The sequence below is a fragment of the Fibrella musci genome (assembly GCF_041321105.1).
Taxonomy (GTDB): Bacteria; Bacteroidota; Bacteroidia; order Cytophagales; family Spirosomataceae; genus Fibrella; species Fibrella musci.
The window spans coordinates 1,338,488-1,357,988 of sequence record NZ_JBGGWD010000001.1 but is presented as its reverse complement, the minus strand read 5'-3'; the positions used below and the strand labels follow the sequence as shown (position 1 = coordinate 1,357,988).

General features: G+C 52.1%; 14 protein-coding genes and 1 pseudogene. 6 read left to right on the top strand and 9 right to left on the bottom strand.

What is annotated here, in order from left to right:
- Positions 1–217 precede the first annotated feature (217 nt).
- On the top strand, positions 218–658 hold the full coding sequence (locus ACAW74_RS05595) for a hypothetical protein (protein ID WP_370697205.1): 441 nt from the start codon (positions 218–220) through the stop codon (positions 656–658).
- A 559-nt stretch (positions 659–1,217) separates the two neighbouring features.
- Here the strand turns inward: ACAW74_RS05595 and ACAW74_RS05590 are convergent.
- The 4 genes from ACAW74_RS05590 to ruvC form a co-directional block, all read right to left on the bottom strand.
- Positions 1,218–1,964 (bottom strand): CPBP family intramembrane glutamic endopeptidase, encoded by a 747-nt coding sequence (locus ACAW74_RS05590; RefSeq protein WP_370697204.1) that lies wholly within the window; start codon positions 1,962–1,964, stop codon positions 1,218–1,220.
- A gap of 654 nt (positions 1,965–2,618) precedes the next feature.
- Entirely contained in the window at positions 2,619–3,032 is a 414-nt protein-coding gene (locus tag ACAW74_RS05585) for a hypothetical protein (protein ID WP_370697203.1), read from the bottom strand.
- Positions 3,033–4,001: 969 nt separating this feature from the next.
- Positions 4,002–5,339, bottom strand: coding sequence for a PhoPQ-activated protein PqaA family protein (locus tag ACAW74_RS05580; protein WP_370697202.1), 1,338 nt, complete (start codon positions 5,337–5,339; stop codon positions 4,002–4,004).
- Positions 5,340–5,607: 268 nt separating this feature from the next.
- A complete protein-coding gene (gene ruvC / locus ACAW74_RS05575) occupies positions 5,608–6,201 on the bottom strand; it encodes a crossover junction endodeoxyribonuclease RuvC (protein WP_370697201.1) in 594 nt (197 codons plus the stop codon).
- A 32-nt stretch (positions 6,202–6,233) separates the two neighbouring features.
- Here ruvC and ACAW74_RS05570 point away from each other — a divergent pair, with 32 nt between their 5' ends.
- The 3 genes and pseudogenes from ACAW74_RS05570 to ACAW74_RS05560 all read left to right on the top strand — a co-directional run.
- Positions 6,234–7,202 carry a lysylphosphatidylglycerol synthase domain-containing protein gene (locus tag ACAW74_RS05570; protein ID WP_370697200.1) on the top strand — a complete coding sequence of 323 codons (969 nt, stop codon included), beginning with the start codon at positions 6,234–6,236 and terminating at the stop codon, positions 7,200–7,202.
- A 148-nt stretch (positions 7,203–7,350) separates the two neighbouring features.
- Entirely contained in the window at positions 7,351–7,557 is a 207-nt protein-coding gene (locus ACAW74_RS05565; RefSeq protein ID WP_370697199.1) for a DUF8507 family protein, read from the top strand.
- Between the two features lie 85 nt (positions 7,558–7,642).
- Positions 7,643–7,963, top strand: a pseudogene (locus tag ACAW74_RS05560) (PIN domain-containing protein); the annotation flags it as partial.
- 70 nt (positions 7,964–8,033) lie between these two features.
- On the opposite strand, the gene ACAW74_RS05555 reads toward ACAW74_RS05560, so the two are convergent.
- The 4 genes from ACAW74_RS05555 to ACAW74_RS05540 all read right to left on the bottom strand — a co-directional run bounded on the left by ACAW74_RS05555 (position 8,034) and on the right by ACAW74_RS05540 (position 15,106).
- A complete protein-coding gene (locus tag ACAW74_RS05555) occupies positions 8,034–11,468 on the bottom strand; it encodes an efflux RND transporter permease subunit (protein ID WP_370697198.1) in 3,435 nt (1,144 codons plus the stop codon).
- Positions 11,469–11,555: 87 nt separating this feature from the next.
- Positions 11,556–12,707, bottom strand: coding sequence for an efflux RND transporter periplasmic adaptor subunit (locus ACAW74_RS05550; protein WP_370697196.1), 1,152 nt, complete (start codon positions 12,705–12,707; stop codon positions 11,556–11,558).
- Positions 12,708–12,807: 100 nt separating this feature from the next.
- The gene (locus ACAW74_RS05545; protein ID WP_370697195.1) at positions 12,808–14,490 is read right to left on the bottom strand and encodes a TolC family protein; all 1,683 of its coding nucleotides are present in this window, start codon (positions 14,488–14,490) and stop codon (positions 12,808–12,810) included.
- A complete protein-coding gene (locus ACAW74_RS05540) occupies positions 14,477–15,106 on the bottom strand; it encodes a TetR/AcrR family transcriptional regulator (protein ID WP_370697194.1) in 630 nt (209 codons plus the stop codon). Before ACAW74_RS05540 ends, ACAW74_RS05545 begins: the two co-directional genes overlap by 14 nt.
- 199 nt (positions 15,107–15,305) lie before the next feature.
- Between ACAW74_RS05540 and ACAW74_RS05535 the strand changes: the two genes are divergently transcribed.
- Positions 15,306–16,733 carry a high affinity choline transporter 1 gene (locus ACAW74_RS05535; RefSeq protein WP_370697193.1) on the top strand — a complete coding sequence of 476 codons (1,428 nt, stop codon included), beginning with the start codon at positions 15,306–15,308 and terminating at the stop codon, positions 16,731–16,733.
- Between the two features lie 92 nt (positions 16,734–16,825).
- Positions 16,826–18,646: an ABC transporter ATP-binding protein gene (locus ACAW74_RS05530; protein ID WP_370697192.1), complete on the top strand. Its 1,821-nt coding sequence runs from the start codon at positions 16,826–16,828 to the stop codon at positions 18,644–18,646.
- Here ACAW74_RS05530 and ACAW74_RS05525 read toward each other — a convergent pair.
- Positions 18,633–19,466, bottom strand: coding sequence for a TatD family hydrolase (locus tag ACAW74_RS05525; RefSeq protein ID WP_370697190.1), 834 nt, complete (start codon positions 19,464–19,466; stop codon positions 18,633–18,635). The genes ACAW74_RS05530 and ACAW74_RS05525 overlap by 14 nt on opposite strands.
- Positions 19,467–19,501 lie beyond the last annotated feature (35 nt).

Sequence of the window (19,501 nt, the reverse complement as noted above, 5' to 3'; positions counted from 1 at the left end):
AAGATGGCTGTTTTGAACGCCGTTCGGAATAAGCTAATAGGGCGAGCTTATGCGGTAGTGAGTAAGAATCAGGAATATGACAAAACATATACCTATTCGCTTGCTTAGACCATAGAAATCTCTTAGTATGCTGGTGTTAGTCGTAGGGATTTTGACAAACGAGATACGCGAGTAAGTGTATAAAACGTTTTGACTGTATATAAACTTAGTCTCTTCAATGAAATCGATCTTCTTGGCCTTTACCTGTCTCTTAGTGGCTGCAAATAGCCTACTAGCTCAGAGCTTACCGTTTACTCCAAAACCACAGGTTGCAGTAGCTGTCTTTTCTGATGGCAAGCCAATCAATCAGCAAACTGGAATAAAAGCGGATGCTAAAGGAATTCGCTTTAAGGCGCTGTTGAATACAAGTTCGAACGACTTCTACAGCGATTTTAAGCCAGAAGTATTAATCAAGAATACAGAAGCTGTCTTCGTGCGGAATGGCCGCCAAGTCGCTCAACTAACTGTAACGGATAAAGAGTTGCCTACTGCTTTCTTTCAGAATGCCCAACCCGAAGATCATATAGTGTTTAAACTCACGTTGGTGGCGCAACGAAAAAATGGAGAATTCATACCACTACCTGAGCAACCCATCTACAATTTTACGATCCGAAAATAAAAGCTCAAAGCTTGGTTAAAGGGGATAATAAGTTCGTGGGTGTAGAATATTGTGGCGGGTCAGGATCGTCTTGATCTCAGTGAACGTACCTAATCTTCTAGCGCCTTTATGATCCTGAACTTCTTTAATATGAATATTAGTCAACTAACGGCATCAGCAATTTTGATCCGTCTGTTAGTGGTGGTGGCAACAGTATACTTTACAGTGTATATCCCAATTCGAGATCAACGCTTGAAACGGAAGAAGGCCTACCTTAAAAATAAGGGGTTATGGTAGGCTTGTATTATCACTTATCAACAGGTGTTGACTTATTTCTTTGTAAAGCTTGGTTACCTGAACGAATCGCTGAAGTCGTCAAAGCGTTAACCCAACGATCCTCTAAGGTTAGCTGCCTAATCGATTTCAACGCTTTTAGAACGATTTGCCGAGAAGAGTTCGATGCCACTAGATTGCTTACTAAGTCTATTGCAGAGGATACGAGCATTTATCCTATGTACCGATATAGCACGATCTTATGGAGCGATCCGCAGTAAATAGATCTTAAGTATTATATTAAAATTTATACAACAAATGAGTTGCGCTGTTTGCTGCGATTCAATACTGCCCAACATATACTAACTACGAACACACTTACGTAAAAATACAACCAGTAGTAGGGCGATTCAATAAGATAAAGGGGTTTATTAGTTAACCCATGAAAAAGGGCAGTAAAAGTTAAGTTTCGGGTTAATAAATAGATCATAAGAAAAAATAGACCCATTATAAAAACTCGACCCAGTTCGGTTAAACTAAGATTGTATTGAAGAAAATAGGCAGGGATATGAATCAAAGTGAATAGAACGAGCGCTCCCAGACAGTACAGGAGAGATTGGTAGCGTTTTGTTGCTTGTTGACCAAATCGGAAAGGTAAGTAACGGAATAGCCATTCTTCCAGTAGGGCTCCTGGCAACGAGTTGAGAACAAATACGAGCAAGTAGGATGTGATTTGGTTTGGAACAAAATTCGTTTGATGAGAAGTCGTCAAACCTGCTATGAGACAAACTGTTATTACCTCTACAATGACCATTGCTGCCAGAGCTGGTAAAATAGACTTGGCTTGAAATGGCTGGATTAACCACGTTTTCTGCGAGCCCAATAGAAGGTAAGTAACTACGAATTGAATGGCGTAAAAGGCTAGCCCAATCAAAATAGCAGCTTGTCGTTGATCCAATAGAATTTTAACAGACTGCCAGTAGAATAGCCCATTAAGGGTCATAACTAGTAAACTATTAACTAGAAGAATACGACCAAATTTATAAGTAGACATAGGTGTGGAGTACGGTAATAATCAAAGCGTTTGGTTTATAATCTCTCCCCTAATTACTTTGTTTATCCTGCATTTTTCCAAGTTTTTTAACGGATTCCTTCTCTCAACTAATTTTGTTTTTGTCCTTTTACATAATGATAGCTATACTACTTATGTTGAAAAGCTGGTAAGTCAGATTGTGCTTTAGTTCTGTTACAACACAAACAAAGGTTTCTTTTGTGGCAAGTCTAAGCCACATGATTAAGGGAGCGTAGAGCAATTATATCCACAGGGTCCGGTCGCTGACGAAAGCAACCGAGGAGTCTTTCTTGGTCGATTTGGTCGAGCAGGTAGGCAGGGCGTGTTTGTTGACTCATGTAAATTTGCCACTTCCGTTAGATGCTATTAGGTCAAAACTTTTGAACGTAACGTTTGATTATAGAACAAAATGGGTAATTACTATCGTGATGACGCTCCTCATTCCTGTAACTGGCATTATCTATTGGGGAGCCACTAATTCGAGAGGTAAGCTGTGCATTGTCTTGATAGGAGTGCTAACCTACACTGGATTGGCTTTCTGGTATAGTTGGCTTGAACGTTGGCCTAAAAGCTTTGCCGATTGGTTAGAAAACTGAGCAGTTTCAGCTTTATATAAACGCACTTTTGCAATAGCGCTTAATAGTTCACTTTGATATTTAGCGATCCGCTTTTTGCCGTAATTGGTCGATAGATTAGTTTGAAATCTCTCCTCATTTCAGTATGTATTTTCTTATCAACTTTACCTTTCTGAAGGCTCACAACATAGCTATCATAGCTTGGTGAGTAATTACCAGGCCATGTTGGAAAGCCTGTGCTATCTGGAGAACCATTAGGTATAAAGACTACAGCATTTCCATCAAGCTCTCCTGTAATTTCGACAACAGGGGAGCTATCAGAGACTGGTTGATAACGAGTCTGTTTGACTGTAAATTCATGTTGTTTACCGGTACGCCAAATGTAAAAGAAGTTTCCATTACATTGAGTTAAGTAAGTGGCTATGAGTAGGAGTAAAGTGGATCGGCCTAAAATCCGTTTGATGTCAAGTGTCATACAAGTAGTTGAGACGGTTAGCAGCGAATATAACTCATTCTACGAATCTACTATGTAACTGTACATTGTATGTAAGCTCAATCTCTTTAACTATACATCAATTTATTTTTGTCAATTAGTCGAACCGTCTATTTAGTAGCCGATACAAACCTGACATCGAATGCGCCTGATGCATGCTTACCCTTTAGTGTCACTCTATACAATGCTCCTTTCTGATTAAGTACATGAACAGAGTTTGCTTCTGAAGAGTCTATTTTTTTACTGAATACCTGTTCGGATGCCGACTTTATAGAAGCTTCCAGTTCTCCATCCGTTTCGTTGAATTGATAATACAGATAGGTGTCGTTATCAGGAACATGGAGTATAAATGATTGTTTGCCGTTCAGCTCGTTGAACTCGGCTTGGGCAACTTGAGAATTGGATGTTCCCTGCCAGTTCCTAGTATAAGAACATGAACTAAAAAATGAACTGATAGCGATGCATAACAAGAACCGGTTCATCGTGGAGGCCTTCAAAGTTAATTAGCTAGTGATTCTATTTAGTAGCTAGTAGATGAAGAACCGCCTCTTCGGGTTGCATCAGGCGGATATAAATTGCTTTTCAACTTTACTTATTCAAAGAACAGGCGAAGTAAGTACTATTTATAAAGGTTGCCTGTATATAAAAACTATATAGTCTACTTTAAAAGCACAATTTGTAGGTTACAAGTCAAGTTGAACGTTGGCCTGTCGCAACATAGAGGAACGTTCGCTTCATAACCTGTCTACTACTGCTGTTTAGGCGAGCTCATAGCGATTTCACTCTCGTCAGCATCCGGTCGCCGTTCTCGCTGATGAAAGTGCGCCAGGTTCCTTTCCTAGCCAATTTGGTGGAGCGGGGGTGTTTGCCAACTTATATAAAGAGGGCACTTACTTTATAGCCCGCCAGAGCAAAGCTTTCGAACAGGACGTCTACTTACACAATAGAAAATCACTTGCTCTTTATGACGTAGGGTATAGTTGATAACAAGAAGTTTTTCGGTTGTTTATTAAACTCAACCTCACCGATCAGAGTAGTATATCCGGATGCAGGTTCATCAATTTCCAGTACAAAACGCTTAAAAGACCTCCCTTTTTGCGCTATTGACTCAACACTTAAGACCGACGACTGAGTTGCCCATTGACTTTCTCGGAAGTCTTGAGTTGATGAGTGAGCTCGCCAAACACAAGCTGACGAAGCCGATTCGTCAGTTGTAATAATCAGCTTAATTTTCCCTTTCTTCTGGTCAAGATTGCTTTGCAGAGTGGGTAAAACTTCACCTTTTGCTGTGGCTTGAATAAAAGCGTAGGCCGTTGGAAAGAGCCGAGCATCGTTGTTGGCTCCAACATGGTCTGCATTTGTTAGAGACAGAACCGATTTAGAGCCCCGCAAACCAGGCCAATACAAATTCAATGCATCCACTGGTGTATAGTCATCGTTAGTGCCAATGATGAGTAGCTTGGGCAACATTAACTGGTCTCGATACGTGTAGGCATCCACAATCTGGAGCAGATTCTGCCCACGTTCCGTATTTATTTGCTCGATTACTTTTTTTGCAGCTAAAGCGGATTGATTGAGTTCACCATAAACAGCAAAATAATGCGGAATTTGGGCTAGTGAATTCAACGTGTTGAATCCCTGAATAACGAGTCCGGTTACACGCTTGTCTACTGCAGCCGTAAGCCAAGCAGTATGGCCTCGTTTTGAGTGACCAGCAAGAATGAAATGCTCAAGAATAGGAAAAGCTTGTTGCTTAGTTAGCGCTTGAAGTGCATCTATCGCTCGAACGGCTCCCTTAACCATCGGAAGTAGCAAAGGCCAAGTACCCTCTCCGGTTTGCAGATAGCGCTCAAAGGTGTAATTAAGGAGTTCGTCTTCCCACTTCCCACCAAATAGAGGCTGATTGGGTACGTCGCATAGTATAGCACAGGGCATACCCGTAGCTTGAGCAGCTTGTAAAAGCCCGGTATAAGCCTGATCGGGCTCAAACGACATTTGTAAGGATAAGAATCCCGTCGTTGATGAATGCGAAACCGGGAAGAACACGAATAAATTATGCTTCCAGCGAATGTTTCGCCATCTCTGTGATACAAGCGATAGCTGAAAGAAAGTACCCTTATTCGTATTTGACCGCTGAATTATTTCCCACTGATAGGCAGAATCTGATTCACTAACATACTGAGGTAAAATAGTATGAGGTTTTGCCGGAACTTCTCGCGTAACAAGGGTGCCGGGCGATTGTGAAAACGCAATAAATGTGCTTGCGATAAAGAGCAGAATGCTAGTCAATGATCTGCTCAGAAAAGTATTAACAGCCATACGAAGACCTGCCTGTCATAATGTTTCTAAGACTGTTTCGGACTTAAACTAGCTGAGAACAATTCCTTAACATAAGAACCCTTACGCGACTCAGTTTAAAAGAGTGCAATTCACAGGATACAAGGCAAATTGAACGTTAGTCTGCCGCAATACAAACCAAGACAGGTTTACTTTATAACAAGTCTATTGCCACCTGCGTAGGAAGGCTTATAACGATCCCACTCCCATTGGTATCGCTTTACATGACCCGGTCGCCATTTTCGCTGACGAAAGCACCCCAGGCCCCTTTTTTGGTCGATTTGGTCGAGCGGGTGGGCAGGGCGTTTTCGTGGAAATGGTGGCAGATGGCGATGGCGAGCGCATCGGTGGCGTCGAAAAACTGCGGCTCCAGGTCCACTTTTAGCAGGTGCGACACCATATGGGCGACCTGATCTTTGGAGGCGTTGCCGTTCCCCGTCACCGATTGCTTCACCCGGCGCGGCGCGTATTCCACGATCGGAATGTTGCGCGAGAGGGCAGCGGCCATCACCACGCCCTGCGCCCGACCTAACTTGAGCATAGCCTGCACGTTTTTGCCGAAAAACGGATCTTCGATCGACATCTCGTCGGGGTGGTGTTCCTCGATGAGGCGCAGCATCGTTTCGTGCAGTTTCTGAAGCTTGAGCTGGTGGGTCGTATATTTGGTGAGGTTCACCACGCCGTATTGCAACATCCGCATCACCCCGGCCCTAACCGAGATAACCCCGTAACCGGCGATCTGCGTGCCGGGGTCAACGCCAAGAATAATTTTCTCGGGTAAATCGGGTTGGGAAGCTTTTGTCTGCAAGGCCATGTGTGCAAGGTAACGCTAAGGAATCGGTTTCAATGCCCAGTTTCTCTAAAAAAATCACTTTCTGGGCCAAACTAGCGACGTTTTTCGGGCTGCTACTCTTCATCGCCTACACCATCCGGCAGCAACCCACCGACTGGAAAACGCTCGCCCAACAACTCCGCCACACCAACTGGACGTCGCCCAACGCGCTGATTCTGCTCGCGCTAACGCCGCTGAACTGGTCGGTCGAAGCCTTAAAATGGCAGTGGCTGGCCCGGCGGGTGCAACCCCTGCGTTTTCCGGAAGCGCTGGGCGGTGTGCTGGCGGGGCTGTCGCTGGGTATGGCCCTGCCCGGTCCGCTGGGCGACACCGCCGGGCGGGTCTTTTCCATCCGGGCGAGTCGGGGGGCGGCCGTCGGGGCGGCGCTGGTGTCGGGTGGCATGCAGTTCTATGTGGCGGTGGTGGTCGGGGCGGTGGCCTGGGCAACGTACCTGACGTATGCGCCCATTCGAAACACTACGGGTGGCCGGGTGTTGCTGGGCCTGCTGGGTACGTTGTCGGCGCTGGGTGTCGTGCTGAATTTCTATCGGCATCGGTTCGTCAGCTGGTCGGCGCGGTGGCCCCGGCTGGGTACGTATGCTGGCTATTGGGCCGTAATCGGGCAGTACAGCCACGCCGATATGGCCGGGGCGTTTGGGCTGGCCCTGCTGCGACATCTGATCTTTTCGGTGCAGTTGGTGGCCGCTTTCCGACTGTATGGCGTCGACCTGGCGGCGGTCCCGTTGGCGTCGGGCGTCGGCGTCATCTATCTGGTGAAAACCATCGCGCCGGCCTTCAACTGGCTCAGCGATCTGGGCATTCGGGAGGCCGCTGCGCTCTGGGTGTTTGCACCGTTCGGCCTACCGGCTCCGCTCTTGCTCACCGCTACGCTGACGCTCTGGCTGATCAATATTCTGCTCCCGGTACTGATCGGCTTAGCCTTCGTCGGGCGGACAGTGAGCCGGGCAGTCGGGGAAAGGTAATGTCTCGGCCATTAAGCACCTAACAGGCTGGTCTTAACCACCGTCGACGGTTTTTGCTAATGCCAGACTCGGGTATTTTGTGCCCGTGTTTTGTTAACTTTAATGTAGCTAGTAGGGTTAGCCAATTGATTGAACAGCAACTATGGGTATGACACAACCTCAGCAAACGGGCCTTAATGAGATGCAATTGACCTTATTACGTTTGTTCAACCGCCCGATGAGTGAACAGGAAATCACTGTGCTGCGTGATAAGCTAACGGCGTTCTACAGCGATATGCTTTTGGCAAATGTAGACCAAACCGTTCAGGAACGAGGCATTAAAGCTGCAGACTATGAGCAGTTGAGGCAAGGATGATGAGTGAGATATCGACACCAACGTGTTGCTCACTACCATTAACCGCGCCAATCAAGAGTTCTTCATATAAGAAGCATTTCGGGATAAGCGCTTCGATTGGGCGGTCAGTACCGAAATTTTGGCTGAGTATGAAGAGAAAGTAAGTGAATTCTATAGCTCGGCAACTGCCAGTTTGATCCTTAATCTGCTGTGTACCGCAACGAACGTTGTGTTTGCCGAACCGTATTATGTCTGGTGTATTACGAACGATCCGGATGATGACAAATTTTCAAATTTGGCTATTTCTGTAAATGCTCTGTGTCTGGTCACTTATGATCGAGGTTTTGATGTATTTCACACACTAGATTTTCCTAAGCTCACGGTTGTTAGGCCTGATGAGTTTGCGAAGATGCTACAGGCCTTATAGCCAACGTACCTAGAATGCAAAACGCCCCCGGTCATACGATCGGGGGCGTTTTGCATTCTAGGTACGTTGGCTACACTTCGGCCGGTTCTTCCTGGTGGGCCGGTACGGTTGCCTGATTGCCTTTGCGGAACCACTTGTCGCGCACGCGCTCGTTGATCCAGTAGAGGCACGGCACAATCACCAGCGTCAGTACGGTCGAGAAGGTCAGGCCGTAGATGATCGTCCAGGCCAGGATGTTCCAGAACACCGAAGAGGCCCCACCGATGATCAGGTTGGCGTCGAAGTCGCGGAAGAGGCTCACGAAGTTCATCGAGATACCAAACGCCAGCGGAACCAGACCGAGTACGGCTGCGGCGGCCGTCAGCAATACCGGCGTCAGACGGGTGCCACCGGCTTCAATAATGGCCTCCCGCGTCGGCATACCCCGGCCGCGTAGCTCTTCGATAAACTCGATGAGCAGAATCCCGTTCTTCACCACGATACCCGCCAAGGCGATGATCCCCACGCCCGACATGATTACCGAGAAGTCTTTGCCCGTAATCATGAAGCCGAGGAACACACCGATGAGCGACAGCAGAATGGTCGTGAAGATGATGAACGGCTTGATCACCGAGTTAAACTGCGTTGCCAGAATGAGATAGATCAACAGGATGGCAATGCCGAAGGCCGAGACCAGGAAGTTCATCGATTCCTGTTGGTCTTCCTGTTCACCACCCATGCGAATACTATAGCCGTTGGGTACGTCGAGGTCGTTGACCAACTGCTGAATCTGGGCCACAATCTGGTTGGCGTTATAACCCGCCACCACGTCGGAGCTGAGCGTAACCACGCGCTCCTGATTCTTGCGGTTGATCTGGCTGAACGTAGTCGAATACTGCACATCCACGACCGACGTCAGCGGTACCTGCCGGAGCGCTCCACCCGAGTTCATGTCGCGGTACACGATGTTCTGGCTCAGCAGTCGCTCGATCTGGCTCCGGTTGTCTTTCTTCAGCCGAAGCATGATCGGGTACTCGTCTTTCGGGTCGCGGAACTTCGAAATTTCCGTGCCGAACAGCGCCGTGCGGATGCTGAATGCCACCTGTTGCGAGCTAATCCCTTCACGCTCCGCTTTGTCGCGGTTGATGTTCAGGACAATCTCCGGCTTGTTGGTGACGAGATCCGACTTCAACTGCTCAATGCCTTCGATGCCCGCCTGCTGAATACGCTGACGTACCTGTTTTTCCAACTGTTGCAGCGTGGCAAAATCGTCGCCCGCAATCTCCACCGCGATGGGTTTACCCGTCGGTGGGCCGTTGCTTTCGCGCTGCACTGAAATTTCGGTACCCGGAATGCCTTGCATAGCCACCCTTACCTTCGACAGGATTGAGTCGGTGGGGAGACCGTCGCGGTGCTGCGAGCCTTTAAAAGCCACCGTCACCTTCGATTTCTGCGGCGTGGCGTTGCGGTCAGGGTTCTGCGGGTCACCAGCGTTCTTGCCTATGTTGGAGATAATCGAGTTCACGGCGCCCATCGCCTTGTTGTCGTTGAGCACTTTATACACCCGCTTCTCGATCACCTTCGTCAGCGAATCGGTCACTTTGGCGTCGGTACCCTGGGGCATCTCGTTATAGACGTAGATGTAGTCAGGCTCGCCGCTGGGGAAGAAGATCACCGTCGGTGGGAAAACCCCCATCAGCAGGAACGTCATCACCAGCAAGCCGAACGCTGCCGCTACGGCACCTACCGGACGCCAGCCAACGAGCAGGAATGAGATCAGCCGCCGGTAGCCATTTTTCAGCTTCGGCAACAGGTTTTCCTGGAACGGTACGATCAGGTACGGCGTCAGCACATAGTGGTTGAAGACGTAGAGCAGGATGAACAACACAAACAGGTTGCCCAGACCCCGGTCGATCACGTACCCGATCGCAGCCAGCACGGTCATCACGATCAGCGGCCGTTTGATGGCGTCGAAGCCCTGATTGTCTTCGTGGTGGTCGTCGTCGTGGCGGTTCATGAACGACACCGCAAACACGGGGTTGATCACGTAGGCCACAAACAGTGAGGCGAAGAGCGTCAGAATGAGCGTCAGAGGCAGAAACTTCATGAACTCACCCACGATACCCGGCCAGAACAGCAGCGGGAAGAACGGCGCGATGGTCGTCAACGTACCTGAGAGTACGGGAATGAACACCTCACCTGCTGCCGCTTTCACGGCCTGCTGAATCGTCCAGTCTTTGTGCTGGTTGAAGAGCCGGTGCGTGTTTTCGATCACCACGATGGCGTCATCGACCACCAGGCCCAGCCCGAGCAGGAAGGCGAAGAGTACGATTGTATTCAATGTAAAGGCCGTGCCCACGATTGGTCCCAGAATAGGCATCAGTACGAAGGCAACCAGCGCCGAGAGCGGCACCGACAGCCCCACGAAGATGGCGTCGCGCACCCCCATGAAGAACATGAGCACCAATACCACGAAGATGAAGCCTAGCACCACGGTGTTCACCAGGTCATTGACGTCTTCCTTCGTCCGTTCCGATTGGTCGGCGGTGATCTTGATGTCGAGACCTTGCGGGAACCGGTCGGCTTTATACTCTTCGATCGTCTGCTCGATTTTCTCCGACGCCGACAGCAGGTTGGCCCCGGCACGTTTGATTACGTTGAGGGTTACAACCGTTTTGTTGTCGAGACGGGCAAAATCCTGTTGTTCTTCGAAGCTGTCCTGCACATCGGCTACATCGCCAAGGCGCAGCGTAGCGCCCGTTGCCGTGCGGATTTGTAACTGACGGATCTGATCCACGTTGGTAAATTCACCCTTCACGCGCAACGTCCGGCGCACACCGTCCACATCGAGATCGCCACCCGATACGTTGATGTTTTCGCCCTGAACCGCACTCTGAATGTCGTAGAACGCCAGGCCCGACGATTGCATACGTGGCAGATCCACGTTGATCTGAATTTCCCGCTTGAGGGCCCCCACAATGTCGACCCGGCTGATTTCGGGCATGGCCTCGATGGCGTCCTGCATGTCCTCGGCATAGTCCTTCAGCTGGTTCAGCGAGAAGTTACCGGCCAGGTTGATGTTCATGATCGGGAACTCCGAGAAGTTCACGTCCTGGGCTGTAGGGCCGCTGTCGACCTTCTGCGGCAGGTCGCGTTTTGCCTTGTCGATGGCGTCACGTACCCGTTGGAGGGCTTCGGGTACCTGCACGTCGGGGTTAAACTCGACGGTGATGAGCGAGAAGTCCTGCAAGGCATTCGATTTCACCCGTTTCACGCCGGTGATCGACTTGATCTGCTTCTCAATCGGCTTGTTGATGGTGTTTTCGATATCGGCGGGTGCCGTTCCGAAATACACCGTCTGCACGATAATCGTCGGGATCTTAATGTCGGGAAACTGCTCTTTCGGCAGGTTGTTGTACACAAACAGCCCCCCCAGCGTGATGAGGATGGTGAAAATGTAGACTGCCGTTCGGTTCTCGACGCACCAGTTGGTAAAGCCGAGGGTTTTGTAGTCTGAAAAGCGCATGCGCTTAGTTGGGGTTAACGTTCAAAGTCCAACGTCCAAGGTTCAAAGTGACTCTGAACAATGACCGTTAAACGTTGGACTTTGAACTTAAAATGAAATGGCCTGTCCATCCGTCACTTCCTGGTAGCCCTGCGTGATGAGCTGGTCACCGGCGCTCAGGCCCTGCTTGATCTCAATCTGGCCACCGTAACTCTGGCCCGTCGTTACTTTGCGGGCCTTGGCCACGCGCTTACCGCCTTCGTTGACAGCTACATAGACAAGCTGCCCGTTCTCCGTATTCTGAATCAGGTTCTGGTTAATGACAACGGCATTCGCGGTCGAGGCATCGTTGATTTTAACCTGCGCCAGCATGTTCGGTTTCAGATCGTTACTCGACGGCAGCGGGGCCTCGATCGTGAAGGTGCGGCTCAGCGGGTCAACCGAGGTCGACACGAAGCTGATGCGGGCGTTCAACTGCCGGTTGATGTCGGGGAAGTTGATCTGCACGGCATCGCCTTTCCGAACGGTACCCGCATACGTATCGGCCACTTTCGCCACCACTTTCAGTTGCGAGAGGTTCACGATGCGTACGATGCCCATGCCCGGCGCGGCGGTCATACCCACCTTCGCGTTCACCTGATCGACCACACCCGAGATGGGTGCCGTTACATTCGACTGTCCGATCTGCGCTTTGATGGTGGCGATGCGGCGCTCCAGCGACTCTTTGTTGCTCTTGGCTTGCAAGTACTGCAACTCGGTGCCGATCTGCTGCTTCCAGAGGTTCGCCTGCTTTTCATAGACCGTGTTGGCCAGCGCCAGTTGCGTCTGCACCTCGTTCAGCGACTCGCGAACGATCTGATCGTCGAGCTTGGCAATCACCTGCCCGGCCCGTACCGGCGTGCCTTCCGTTACGTACATGGCCGTGATGGTGCCACCGGCTCCTTTAGGCGATACCTGCACGTTGTTCTTGGCGTCGATTGAGCCCTGCAACTCCACAAAGTGGCGGAAGGTCGTGGCCGTTACCGGCGATACCGATACCGCTTTTACCTTGGCTTCTTCCCGCTTAACAGGGTCCAGCTTGGCCAGTTCGGTTTCCAGCGTTTTGATCTTCGCGTTCAGGTCGCCCTGCTCCCCTTTGAGCTTGGCCAGCTCTTCTTTTTTGGTTTGAAGGTCACTTTTCTTCTCCCCACCGCAACTCGTCAGCAACGTACCTGAGGCCGTCGCCGCAAGCAACAATATGGTTAAATAGGTCTGTTTCATGGTTTGAGTTTGAGGTTTGACGTTTGGTGTTTGATGTTGCCATACCGGTTTAGCGGTGCAGCTGTAACGTCAAACTTGACACGTCAAACGTCAAACGGTTTTATTGTCCGATGTATAGCCGACCCAGTGCTTTGTCCTGATCCACCTTGGCGATGAGGAAATCGTAGAGGGAGGCGAAATAATTGGTTTGGGCTTCGCGCAGGGAGGTTTCGGCGTTCAACACCTCGATGTTGGAGCCGACGCCTTCTTTGTACTTGATCCGGGTGACACGCACAATTTCGGTGGCGAGGTCACGGTTGCGTTGCTGGGTTTGCAGCGTCTGAAATCCGTTGTTGAGCGTGATGCTCGACTGCCGGATTTGCAGGTCGATGGAGTTACGGAGCAACTCGCCACTGTTCTGCGCTTTCTGGAGTGTGATCCGCTTCTGCGCGATCTGGTACTTCTTCAGCCCACCATCGAACACCGGGATTTGCAGGCTTAGCCCCGCCGTCGAGAAGTTCGGATAAGGCGTCGTGAACATTTGCCCGATCTTGCTCCGGCCGTTGTTGTACCCGTAGTTAACAAACGCCGACAACGTAGGGTAGTATCCTTTCTGCGTGCCTTCGATGTCGAGTTGAGCGAGTCTGATCTGCGTTTCGAGTGTCGAAAACTCAATCCGGCTGCTGTACTGGAACGTCGGGTCGGGCGCAATCAACTGCCGTAGTTCATCAAGATTCCGTTCCTGAAGCTGCTCCGTCAGGGCAATGTCGTCATTCACGCTCAGGCCCATCTGAAACTTCAGCAGCGCGTAGCTCAGCTGAATCAGGTTCTGTACGTTCTGACGCTCGGCCCGCAGGTTGTTGGCCTGTACCTCGAGGCGCTGCACGTCGAGTTTTTCCACGAAACCCTGCTTGTTCAGCGCGTTGGTTTCACGCAGCAGCGTGTCGAGCCGCCCAATGTTCAGGTCGAGCAGTTTAGCCCGTTCCTGCGCTACCAGCACGCCGTAGTAGGCCTTCGACACCTGCTCCGCCACCGTAATTTTGGTAGACTGAATGGTCCGTTGGGCCAGTTCACGATAAGTAGCGGCGGCCCGCAGACCCACATTCAGGCTGGCGCTATAGAGCAACTGGTTCAGCGTAGCCGAGGCGTTGGCCGAATAAGGTACCCCAAACTCAACGGCAATGTCGGGGGCATCAGCCGGTGCTGTTGGGTTGAACGTTTTCGCTGGCAAAAACGCCCGCTGAATGATCAGGTTGTCGGTAAACGAACCGCTGATGCTGACCTGCGGCAGGGCCGACGACTTCACCTCACGGATGCGCGCTTCGGCACTGACCGCATCGAGCTGGCTGTTCCGCACGTTGACGTTTTGCTTAACGGCAAAGTCAATGGCTTCCTGCAAGCTAAATGGCTGTCCCGAACCCGATTGCCCGTTATTGCTCAGCCCGGTCGGTGCCGGTGCCAATCCCGAATTGATCGTCGCGGGTACGTTGGCTGGTTGCAGATTGACCGGCGAGTTCGACACACCCGGTTGCGTATTGGTAGGTAACGTACCTGGTTGCGACGGCACCACGGCTCCCGTGCCGGGTGTGCCGGGTTGCGCAATAACAGCTCCCGTTCCGGCGGGTTGCTGGGCATTAGGTTGTTGGCCGCTGGGTGCTCCTCCGGTAGGTTGCTGCCCCACCGACGGCTGCGTAGGCACCGTACCCGTGGGTATCTGCGCCATGGCGATGCCCAGCGTAGAGGCGCTCAACCAACCCGCCAGCAGCCAACCCGGTAGCAAGCGAATGGTATTATTTGTTTTCATAGATACTCAGGTTGTACTCGTTCACTTTTGTTTTTAAAGCCTCATAAATCGACAGCCCGCGCTCCGACAGAATGCCCCGGATGTAGTGGTCGAGGAGCTGATCCTGCGTGGTGTAAACATCCCGCTGATGGGGGAAGACGCGCTCATCGAAGCCAAGCTGTATTAATTCGATCCGCAGCCGGGCCATCGTCTCAATGTCGAAATCGGCCCGGTAAAGACCCTGTTCCACGCCGCGTTGCAGGTTATCGATCAGGTCTTTGGTGATGTGGTTTTCTTTGTGTTTCAGAAATACCTCCCAGGCTTTGGGGAAGTAGCGCTGTACGTCAAGCAGTAAACTCGGGTTAACTTTATCGGCGTGCTGACGCATCATGTTGGAAGCCAGCACAATCTCTTCGATGGGATTTAATTCCTTTTCCTTCAACCGACAGTAGTCGTTCTGCTCATGGGTCATGTGCCATTCAACGACCTGATAGACAATGTCTTCTTTGTCGGTAAAATGCTGATAGATCGTCTTCTTGGAGATGGCCAGCCGCCGGGCAATGTCGTCCATCGTGATGGTCCGAACGCCATATTTCCAGAAGAGCCGTTCTGCTTCAGCCAGTATCTTTTCTTTCATTGCATGGGTAATCAACTTACTTGTTGTTACGCATGGAACGGGGGAAACTATTGGATAGTTCGGAGTTTCCTCCGTTTTTTGGTGAATCTTTAAAAGATTAAGGAAGAACTAAGAATTATGAAATTTGGGGCGTGCACATGCTCGTGCGCAAGCCATCTCGTCGCTCATCGTTCGGAACGCTTTATTGCCAACGTCACTCATGATCCTCATCGTCAGCATCGGCATTTATCTGTTATCCAACATTGCTATCGGCGCGTGGGCCGCGCGGCGTGTCACCACCACGCAGGACTTTGTGCTGGCGGGTCGGGGGCTGTCGCTGGCGCTGGCTACGTCGGTCACGTTTGCCACCTGGTTTGGCTCAGAAAGCATTATGGGCGCCCCGGCCAAATTTGTCGAGGCGGCTCCGAAGGGAGGTGTGCTTAGCATCATCGAAGAACCGTTTGGATCGGCGCTGTGCCTGTTTCTGGTCGGTGCTTTTTTTGCCCGGCCTTTATACAACGAAGGTATTACCACCTTTTCCGACTATTTCCGGGTAAGGTATGGGCGGTCGGCGGAGTTGATGAGCGCCATCATCGTGATCCCGTCTTACTTCAGCTGGATTGCCGCGCAGTACATCGCCATCGGCATCGTACTCAACGTCGTGATCGGGATTCCGATGGCCTGGGGCATTGTAGTAAGTGCCTCAATCGTGATGATTTATACACTGCTGGGTGGCATGTGGTCGATCTCCATCACCGATTTCCTGCATAACCTGATCATCATACTGGCGCTGGTGGTGCTGGCCGTGGTGTTGTACCCGCAGGTGGGTGGTATTGGGGGCGTGGTGGCGCGGATGCCCGAAGGTTTCTTTCAGTTTCTGCCCAGCAGCACTCCCGCCGAGGCGGGACAGGCTCCCCGGGTCGGTCAGGGCTATGGCTGGGCAACGTACCTGGCCGCCTGGATGACCATCGGGCTGGGCAGCATTCCCCAACAGGACATTTTCCAGCGGGTGATGTCGGCCAAATCGGCAACGGTATCGGTGCGGGCCTCATATCTGGCCTCGGGACTCTACCTGACAGTGGCCGCGCTGCCCCTCTTCATCGCCGTCGCCGCCCGTCTGCTCCACCCCGATCTGGCCGGTGCTGATGAGCAAAGCCGACAGCTGATTATCCCGAACATGGTGATGCGCCACGGTAGCCTGCCGCTCCAAATTCTATTTTTTGGCGCGCTGACATCGGCCATCCTGAGCGTGTCGAGCGGTGCGATTCTGGCTCCCGCCACGGTTTTCGGCGAAAACATCGTGAAATTTTTCCGGCCCAACCTGACCGACGTTCGGCTGTTGCACACCATCCGCTGGGCCATCGTGGTTATTTCGGTCATTTGCGTGGGTATGACGCTGGGCCGCTCCACCAGCATTTTCGATCTGGTGGGCGAGTCGTCGGCGTTTAGTCTGGTGTCGCTGTTCATTCCGCTGGCGGCGGGTATTTACTGGAAACGGGCCAACCTGCCCGGCTGCCTCTGGTCGATTACGCTGGGTTTCGGCGTATGGATACTCTGTCTCTGGTTGGGTACGTCCTTCCCGCCCATGCTCTGGGGCCTGATCGCCAGTACGATAGGGATGGTAGGGGGGAGCCTGAGTGCGAAGTGAAAGAACGGAGGCGGTTGGGGACTTTTTAACGGCGGTGAATGTTGCTGACGCATGGGAGACGCAAGCCCTTGCGTCTCTACGGTTCTTCCTCTATGAAACTACTCTACTCGTATCTGCGCCAATATTGGGGCCTGCTGATTCTTGCGCTGGTGCTGGCGGCGGTCAACCAGGTATTCTCGCTGCTTGACCCGTACATTTTTCGCAAAATTATTGACCAGTACGTTGTCAAGCCTGGTGGTTCGCTGCGGGATGTCAACTTCTGGGGGTTCCTTCAGGTAGGAGCCGGCCTGCTGATTTTGCAGGCGCTGGGCGTGGCGATGGTCAGCCGGATTGCCAAGAATTTTCAGGACTATTACGTCAACGTGATCACGCAGCGGCTGGGTGCCCAACTCTACACCGACGGTCTGCGCCATTCGCTTGATCTACCCTATCAGGTGTTTGAAGACCAACGGTCGGGTGAAACGCTGGGTAAACTCCAGAAAGTCCGCACCGACGTCGAGAAGCTGATTCAGTCGTTTGTCAACGTGCTCTTTACGTCGATTGTGGGCATCATCTTCGTGATGTGGTATGCCGCCACGGTTTATTGGCCCATCGCCCCGGCTTACTTCCTGACCATCCCGCTACTGGGTTTCGTCAGCTCGCTGTTGAGCAAGAAAATCAAGAAAGTACAGCAGACGATTGTGGCCGAAACCACTGCTCTGGCCGGATCGACAACGGAAAGCCTGCGGAACATCGAACTGGTGAAAAGCCTCGGGCTGGCGCAGCAGGAAACCGAACGACTCAACAGCACAACAGGCAAGATTCTGAAGCTCGAACTGAAGAAGGTGCGCTACATCCGGTCGCTGTCGTTCATTCAGGGTACGTTCGTCAACCTGCTCCGCAACGCCATTATGCTACTCATGCTGTTTCTGGTGGTGCAGGGCGAGATCACGGTGGGTGAATTCTTCTCGCTGTTTATCTACTCGTTCGCCATTTTCGGGCCGTTGCAGGAACTGGGCAACATCATCAATATTTACCGCGAAACGGAAGCCTCGCTCGCCAACTACCAGCAGATCCTCGACACGCCCCGCGACGTGCGGCCCGCCCATCCGAAAAACATCGGTACGCTGCAAAAGCTGGCGTTTGCCGATGTGCATTTCAAACACCTGACGGCCAGCAACCCCGCCCTCGATGGCATCACTTTCGACGCCGAAGTGGGCGAAACCATCGCGTTTGTTGGGCCGAGTGGTAGTGGTAAAACCACGCTCGTGAAGCTGCTGGTGGGGCTGTATCCGCCGCTACGTGGCCAGATTCTGTACAACAACGTACCTGGCGCCGAGATCGACCTCGACCAACTGCGCGAACAGATCGGTTTCGTGACGCAGGATACCCAACTGTTTGCGGGCACCATCCGCGAAAACCTGCGCTTTGTAGCCCCCAACGCGACGGACGAACAGTGCCTTAACGCGCTACATCAGGCTGCGGCTGACTCCCTATTGGCCCGTGCGCCACAGGGGCTCGATACCGTGATTGGCGAAGGCGGCGTAAAAGTGTCGGGGGGCGAAAAACAACGCCTGAGCATTGCCCGCGCGTTGCTGCGGAATCCGTCGCTGCTGGTATTTGACGAGGCTACGTCGGCGCTCGATTCACTGACGGAAGAAGAAATCACCAACACCGTTCGAAAGCTGTCGGGACTGCATCAGCACATTACGATCCTGATCGCCCACCGGCTCAGCACCATCCTGCACGCCGACCGCATTTTCGTGCTCGAACGCGGCCACATTGCCGAGCAGGGACGCCACGAGGAGTTGCTGGCGCAGAAAGGCCTGTACTATGCCATGTGGCGGCAGCAGATTGGCGAGCGCAAAGGCGGCAACAGTGGCCCCGACACGCCCGCTCCCCAACCGAAAAATGGCGTGCTTACACAGGCATAGGCCGGTTGCTCGTCTTCAGGCGAAGTGCGTTGGCTGTCGTGGCCTGAGCTACTTCTTCGACCGACGTACCCAGCAACTCGGCCACGCGCCCGGCGATGTAACGCGTATAGGCGGGTTCGTTGCGCTTGCCCCGGAACGGGATGGGCGCGAGGTAAGGCGCGTCGGTTTCGAGCACCAGATGATCGAGGCCGATGTGCGGAATCACCTTGTCGAGCCCGCCATTCTTGAACGTAGCGACGCCGCCAATGCCAAGCAAAAAGCCCATCTCGATGGCACGCCGGGCTTCGTCGAGCGTACCAACAAAACAGTGAAAAATGCCCCGTAGGCCCGGCAGCGCCAGTCTATCAATCAGATCGGCGGCTTCCATCATGGCGTTGCGGTCGTGGCCCGAGCGGGTGTGCAGCGACACAAACAGGCCCCGCTCGGCCGCCCAGCGGAGTTGGGTTTCAAACGCCATAAACTGCTGCGGCACGAAGGTCATATCCCAATAGAAATCCAGCCCGATTTCACCCACGGCCAGAAACCGGGTCTGCGCTAGTTGCTGCTCCACAAAGGCCAGTTCCGTTTCGACGGTCTCACTCACATAGGTCGGGTGCAGGCCCATCATGGGCAGGCACCGGTCGGGATACTGGTGGGCGAGGGCCATCATGCCGGGTACGGTCTCGGCGGCGCAGTTGGGCATCCATATTTCCGAAATGCGCTCCGCGAAGGCGCGTTGTAGCATATCGTCACGGGTACCCTGCGGTTGCCCCTCCACCATCCGGTCGGCGTCAAACTTCTCGTCGTATATGTGTGCGTGTGTATCAATCAGCGAAATCATACCGCAAAGGTAGGGGAGGGGTGTTTGGGGTTTGA

What these genes read in the sequence shown, in the direction of transcription:
- ACAW74_RS05530 (WP_370697192.1), top strand. Translation starts at nt 16,826, where the DNA reads ATGAAACTACTCTACTCGTATCTGCGCCAATATTGGGGCCTGCTGATT.
- ACAW74_RS05545 (WP_370697195.1), bottom strand. Translation starts at nt 14,490, where the DNA reads ATGAAAACAAATAATACCATTCGCTTGCTACCGGGTTGGCTGCTGGCG.
- ACAW74_RS05535 (WP_370697193.1), top strand. Translation starts at nt 15,306, where the DNA reads ATGATCCTCATCGTCAGCATCGGCATTTATCTGTTATCCAACATTGCT.
- ACAW74_RS05590 (WP_370697204.1), bottom strand. Translation starts at nt 1,964, where the DNA reads ATGTCTACTTATAAATTTGGTCGTATTCTTCTAGTTAATAGTTTACTA.
- ruvC (WP_370697201.1), bottom strand. Translation starts at nt 6,201, where the DNA reads ATGGCCTTGCAGACAAAAGCTTCCCAACCCGATTTACCCGAGAAAATT.
- ACAW74_RS05565 (WP_370697199.1), top strand. Translation starts at nt 7,351, where the DNA reads ATGACACAACCTCAGCAAACGGGCCTTAATGAGATGCAATTGACCTTA.
- ACAW74_RS05595 (WP_370697205.1), top strand. Translation starts at nt 218, where the DNA reads ATGAAATCGATCTTCTTGGCCTTTACCTGTCTCTTAGTGGCTGCAAAT.
- ACAW74_RS05540 (WP_370697194.1), bottom strand. Translation starts at nt 15,106, where the DNA reads ATGAAAGAAAAGATACTGGCTGAAGCAGAACGGCTCTTCTGGAAATAT.
- ACAW74_RS05525 (WP_370697190.1), bottom strand. Translation starts at nt 19,466, where the DNA reads ATGATTTCGCTGATTGATACACACGCACACATATACGACGAGAAGTTT.
- ACAW74_RS05570 (WP_370697200.1), top strand. Translation starts at nt 6,234, where the DNA reads ATGCCCAGTTTCTCTAAAAAAATCACTTTCTGGGCCAAACTAGCGACG.
- ACAW74_RS05555 (WP_370697198.1), bottom strand. Translation starts at nt 11,468, where the DNA reads ATGCGCTTTTCAGACTACAAAACCCTCGGCTTTACCAACTGGTGCGTC.
- ACAW74_RS05550 (WP_370697196.1), bottom strand. Translation starts at nt 12,707, where the DNA reads ATGAAACAGACCTATTTAACCATATTGTTGCTTGCGGCGACGGCCTCA.
- ACAW74_RS05585 (WP_370697203.1), bottom strand. Translation starts at nt 3,032, where the DNA reads ATGACACTTGACATCAAACGGATTTTAGGCCGATCCACTTTACTCCTA.